Source organism: Nocardia sp. NPDC041819 (genome assembly GCF_055590505.1).
Map to the genome: position 1 here is coordinate 1 of NZ_JBVJAP010000047.1, position 4,986 is coordinate 4,986.

Here is a 4,986-nt window from a genome sequence, read left to right on the forward strand (position 1 = left end):
CCGGGAAGTCCTCGGATGGCGGACACCCGCCGAAGCGATGGCTGACCATCTACGATCGCTGCACTAGCGTGTTGCGACGACCAGTTGAATCCGCCTTGCGACCCGGCGTCGGTATGGAATATGAGTCCGGGCTCGACCGGATGCCCGTAGTGATCGCGCTGCCTGAGGGCCATGTTGAGAGCCTTGGAAACCGGCGCGGTCGGTTTGCCGGCCGTGGCGGTCCAGCCCGCGATCGCCCGCGAGTGCGCGTCGAACACGAACGCCACATATGCCCATCCGGTCCAGGTCGACACATACGTGAAGTCGGCAACCCACACGTGGTTCGGCGCCGCAGCGGTGAAGTCGCGATTGAGCTTGTCACCAGCACGGATGCCGTTCTTTGCCGGGATGGTGGTTCGTTGTTTGCGGCCTCTGACCACGCCGTTGAGGCCGAGCTCGCGCCTGAGCCGGTCGACGGTGCAGAACGCCACCTCGTGGCCCTGACGGCGCAGGTAGCGCGTCATTTTGCGGCGACCATACATCTGTATGTATTCGCCGTGCAGACCACGAAACGCGTTCTCCACCAGCGCGTCGGCGATCGCGGTCACACGGTGGCCGACGGCGGGCTTTGAGGTAGGTCCGGGGCGCGATCTGCACGCCGTGCGAAGAGAGCGCGCGGCAGATCGACTCGACGCCAAAAGACCTCACGGTACTCGTCGATGAACCCGACGATCAGCGGTGTCGCGGGTCGAGTTCCCGCGCGAAAAAGGCCGACGCCAGCTTCAGGATTTCGTTGGTCTGCTTGAGGTCTCAAACCTCTCTTTCCGCAGCCGAGCCAACTCCTCTCGCTCCGCTGTCGACAAGCCCGGCGAGTCCGGGGCACTCGACGGCGCTTCGTCGAGGGCCTTCTTGATCCACAACCGCAGAGTTTCATGATGCACGTCGACCAGCGGGCCGATCGCACGCGCAGCAGCGTAGGCGGATCCGTACTCATCGAACCGTTCCAGGGCTAGACGCACAGCCTTGTCACGAACCTCGGGCGGGTAGCGCTTCGACATGATGGAGACCATCTTCCTCAAAGAAGGAAGCGGTCCCAAACCCGTGACGGTTCAATCACAGTGTGGAAGTATGAGTGTCACTGCCGACGATTACGATCGTTTAGCTTCGACAGCTCCGCAGCCGCTGTTGGGGCACGTGTCCACCTTGTAGGGGCGGGGCGGATCTCCAGCATCTTCCGCAGTGATCGGGGATGGTGTACGGTGCGGGTACTTCCGGCGCTCCCAGAGTCCACTCGGTGCGCCGCAGCACAGGCAACGACACAGTTGTCACCATTCAGCTCGGTTCTTGAGCTTGAGGTGTTCGCCGATGTCGTTGTGATGACGGTCCTTCCGGTCGCTGGTATTAGATCGTGCAACTCCCGCATGTAGGCGGATTCTTCCGGGGGCGAGGGGTGCAAACCGCGACTTGTAAAATTTGTTATAGCTCACCGTGGAATACGACCAGTAGGCTGGCGTACGTTGCCGTTAACCGTGTTGACACCCCCGGTAGCGTGCCGGAACAAGCATTTAGACTTTGTCGCGAACCGTGAGCAATCCGGCTCTGAGAAGGGAAATCGAGCCATGGACCTGCGCCTTTGGCCCTCAGTCTATTGAGGCACATGGCGTCCAGCATCGCCGTTTGAGGCTGTATCGAGGTCGCCAACGTCTCCGATGGCCCTGTTCTTGTCCTGGCCCCGGAACATGAGACCCGTTCTTCGCCTGGCGTTGCTAAACGTTATTCGGAAGCTGCTACATCACCCTTTTGATCCGAGTGAAAGGATAAGTGCTGATCCGCGCTCATAGTCGGCGACTCTCCGGTCTTGTCACACCACTCATGGGCGCGGGAGAACCGCAGATGTCGCCTTCAGTAAGTTGACAAATATGAGTACGGTGACATTTGCTCTCGATCGTTACGATGCTCTTCAGCGCCTCGCCGAAGTGCTCACACAGCAGATGTCAGGACGAGTGAACGAGTGGGAGCAAGGTCTGGTTCGATACCCAATGCCTTCAATTGTGTGAGAGGGCGAGCGACCGCTCGTCTGTAAACGATCCATGAGCAATAGATGAGATAATGTTGAACGGTGAACGGATAATATCAGCCAACGGCGTCGAATTGCATATCGAGACGTTCGGCGACGCCGCCAATCCTGCCATCATGCTAATGCACGGTGAGCAGGCATCGATGTGGTGGTGGGCGGCCGCCTTGTGTTCGCCGTTGGCCACGTGTGGACGGTTCGTCGTCGAATTCTATACCCGTGACGCCGGCCGGTCGGTGACCTATTCGGCCGGAGAACCCGGCCACGCGATGAGCGATCTCGCCGGAGATGTGGTCGGTATCTTGGACGTGCTGGGTATCGATTGCGCTCCTATTGTCCGCCGTTCGATATCGGGTGGGGTCGCGTTGGTCCTCGGCGTCGACCACACCGACCGAGTAACGACGTTGACCCTTGTAGGCACCGCAACAGGCGAGGAAGAACCGCTGACCCCGTCCGGCCCTGCAAACGAGAAACAAGATGAACCGTTTACCCCACAATTCGACCTTCAGGACCACGACTCGACGGTGGAGATGTTTATAGCCTCGATACACGCGCGAGCTGGTCGATCGCCCTTCTTTGCCGAAGCCGCGACCCGGTTACTGGCACAACAGGACTACACACACAGTACGAATCCTTGCTTTGACTCTGTCCAACCGCTTCGCTACGGATCCCGATGGGCCGCGTTCGGGCGGCTTCGGCGACATCGTCGTGCCGCCCCCGGTCGTTCACGGGAAACTCGATCCGATCTTCCCTCTGCCCCATGGGAAAGCGCTCGCCGACGCGATACCCGCCCCGAACTGCTTGTCCTCGAGCAGGTGGGCCACGATGCACCCGAACCAGTGTGGGAGCTGTTAGATTCCGCGTTGGTGAAGCACACGGCGGAGTAGAAGTGCGTTCAGGGTTGTGGCTACCCATATTTGACGGCCTCGCTGACCCGTTGGTGGTTGCGAAATTGGCCGGTGAGGCCGAAGCAGCTGGTTGGGATGGCGTATTCGTGTGGGATCACATCCATTGGCGGGAGCCAGTCATCGAGGTTGCAGACCCCCTGGTCACCCTCGCGGCAATCGCCTCGGCCACGGAGCGTGCTCGGCTTGGCCCAATGGTCACACCCCTGGCGCGCCGTCGACCGGCGAAATTGGCCCGCGAAACTGCGGCGTTGGACCGCTTGAGCGGTGGCCGCCTGATTATGGGTGCCGGCCTGGGAAGTGACCACTTCGGCGGCGAATTCTCAAGGACTGCAGAGGAACTTGACGATCGCCTGCGCGCTGAAATGCTGGACGAATCGCTGGCGATACTTGGAGCTGCCTGGGCGGGTGAAGTAGTATATCACCGCGGCACCCACTACCTCGTGAACGGCATCCGATTCCTACCCACGCCGGTGCAGCGGCCGCGAGTGCCGGTGTGGATCGCCGGTTTTGCTGGCAACATGAAACCGCTACGCCGCGCTGCCCGGTATGACGGATTTTTTCCTGTCAATCTCGACCACCCCGACCAAATAGCCGAGATTGCCGCGCAGCTCAAGTCCCTCCGTTCACAGGCCGGACAGAGGCGACCCTATGACATCGCCGTCGCCCTGGAGCCTGGCCGCGACCTTGCGTCATTCGCCGCCGCGGGCGCAACGTGGTGGCTGACCGATTTCGACTGTGAAACGATATCTGTCGACCAAGTGCGTGGCGTACTTCGCGACGGGCCAGCGCAAAATCATTGATTCGCTTTGGAAGCATCGCATGCCGTGATATCGGCGAATACCAAGCAGCGCCTGTTATAGTGCCGATCACGGCACGCCTCGATCCGGCCGCGATCCAGCGCCGCGTATACGCTGCCGTGGCCCGGCGATGCTCACCCACCAGCGACAACTCCGGCAGCGAACGCACCGGCCCGTCCGCACACAACACCGCATCGGCCAGTTCGAACACCGCATCCGCCCGCGCGGTCAGACACCGATAGATCTCCCGCCGGAACCCAGAGGTCCCCCAACGCACCGGCACAGCCGGTGTCGTGCACACTATTCACCGAAGCCCTTGGATTTTAAGATCTATTCTGTCGCAAGAAAAATCATCAGCCAAGGGCTTCGTTTAAGATTGACTGGGGTCTCCGAACACGACCTCAGACGTTAAATTCAAGCCAGGTCACGTCTCCCAATCGGTATTTCTGGTCCACCCCGGTAGGTTGTCGGGTCGGGCATCATGTCCGCCGTGGCAGCGAGTGTCGGTGAGCGCTATTAGGTTCTGAAGGACAACCAGAGGGAACTGCTTGAGCTGCTGTTACCGAAATCTGGTCGCGGGAGCCGCAACCTCTCCAACAACCGCCTGGTCGTGGAGGGATATTTTTGGGTTGCGGACAGGGATACGGTGGAGGGACCTGCCCGAGGCGCTTGGTCCATAGCAGACGGTATGGAAACATCACCGTCGTTACGCCACCGACGGCACCTGGGATCGAGTGCTGGTCGTATTGACCGCGTTTGCTGATGCGACGGGCAACCTAGACTGGGTGATCTCAGTTGACTCGACGATCGTGCAGGCATCCACACGGAGCCAATCACTCGCCGGGGGACCGGCCCCGTTGCTGGCCCGGATGGAGAGTTGTGCGCCTGCTGATCACGGTATCGGCCGATCCCACGGTGGACTGACGACGAAAGGTCATCTGGCCACCGACTGCAACGGTCGGGGCTGGCGGTATTGATCACCGCTGGGCAAGCCGGTGATTCGCCGAGGATGCCCGCGGTGCTCGACGCGATTGCGGTGCCGAGGTTGGCTGGCGGTCCGCCGCGACGCAACCCTGATTGGGTCTTGGCCGACAAAGCATATTCCTCCGCGGCGATTCGAGCACCGTTGCACCCTATGAGCTCCTAACAGGTTCTGTTGAGTGGCGGTGACTCTCGTTGCGGTGCAGTATGTTTCGTCGTGGCGGCACCGTGGGTCGTGGATGACGAG

4 protein-coding genes and 1 other annotated feature are annotated in these 4,986 nt (G+C 60.8%); of the genes, 2 read left to right on the plus strand and 2 right to left on the minus strand.

The genetic code is table 11. The features are described from left to right. Together ACZ6DL_RS37960 and ACZ6DL_RS37965 are read right to left on the minus strand one after the other, a co-directional pair. A partial coding sequence (locus tag ACZ6DL_RS37960) for a DDE-type integrase/transposase/recombinase (protein ID WP_466058555.1) occupies window positions 1-587 on the minus strand: 587 nt, incomplete at its 3' end. Window positions 588-621: 34 nt separating this feature from the next. Beyond that, window positions 622-751 (minus strand) — a sequence feature (AL1L pseudoknot). A gap of 10 nt (window positions 752-761) precedes the next feature. Next, the gene (locus tag ACZ6DL_RS37965; RefSeq protein ID WP_466058557.1) at window positions 762-1,037 is read right to left on the minus strand and encodes a transposase; all 276 of its coding nucleotides are present in this window, start codon (window positions 1,035-1,037) and stop codon (window positions 762-764) included. A 1,051-nt stretch (window positions 1,038-2,088) separates the two neighbouring features. Between ACZ6DL_RS37965 and ACZ6DL_RS37970 the strand changes: the two genes are divergently transcribed. Continuing rightward, on the plus strand, window positions 2,089-2,940 hold the full coding sequence (locus ACZ6DL_RS37970; protein ID WP_466058559.1) for an alpha/beta fold hydrolase: 852 nt from the start codon (window positions 2,089-2,091) through the stop codon (window positions 2,938-2,940). 2 nt (window positions 2,941-2,942) lie between these two features. Next, window positions 2,943-3,761: an LLM class flavin-dependent oxidoreductase gene (locus ACZ6DL_RS37975; RefSeq protein WP_466058561.1), complete on the plus strand. Its 819-nt coding sequence runs from the start codon at window positions 2,943-2,945 to the stop codon at window positions 3,759-3,761. The last annotated feature ends 1,225 nt before the right edge of the window (window positions 3,762-4,986 follow it).